The sequence below is a fragment of the Winogradskya consettensis genome (assembly GCF_018332715.1).
Lineage (GTDB): Bacteria > Actinomycetota > Actinomycetes > Mycobacteriales > Micromonosporaceae > Actinoplanes > Actinoplanes consettensis.
This window is the reverse complement of sequence record NZ_BOQP01000094.1, coordinates 1-510: the sequence shown is the minus strand read 5'-3', so window position 1 is coordinate 510 and position 510 is coordinate 1. Positions and strand designations below refer to the sequence as shown.

At 69.8% G+C, this 510-nt stretch carries 1 protein-coding gene; it reads right to left on the bottom strand.

Annotated features, from left to right (window positions below; translation table 11 throughout):
• Positions 1-510 (bottom strand): hypothetical protein (locus tag Aco04nite_RS48455; protein ID WP_213003918.1); only part of this gene is annotated, 510 nt, incomplete at both ends.

Genomic DNA, 510 nt, shown 5'->3' with positions numbered 1-510 from the left:
CGGCGTGCGGCATGGTGACGCTGACATCGTTGTGGTCCAGGAGAATGGGGACCTCGGCGTGGCTGATCATCAGGGTGCCGCATGCGATGGTTCCCGCGATGGTGAGCTGGGCACTCTGGCCACTCTCCAGGATCGTGCGGGTCGATGCGGCCCTGGTGACCGCCTCATAGGTGAGTTCGTCCTGGCTGAGGCCGTCCGGCAGGACCGCCATGATCCAGCGGCTGATGCCCGGCGGTTCGTCCAACCGGCCGGCGCTCAACTGCAGAGCTGTGCTGCCCGGGTTCTTCAGCACCGCCTGCACGACGAAGTCCTTGCTCTGCGGGTTGCTCGTCACTGTGTAGACGCCCTCGCCGGCCGCCATCAGCTGGGCGGCGGAAGCGGTGGATGGTGACAGGGAGGGCGAGGGCGAGGGCGACGCGGCGGGGTCGCCGTCGCGGCGGGCGTAACGCAGCCCGATCAGGGCCGCGGCGAGCGCGGCCACGATCAGCGCGCCCACGAACGGCGTGCCCA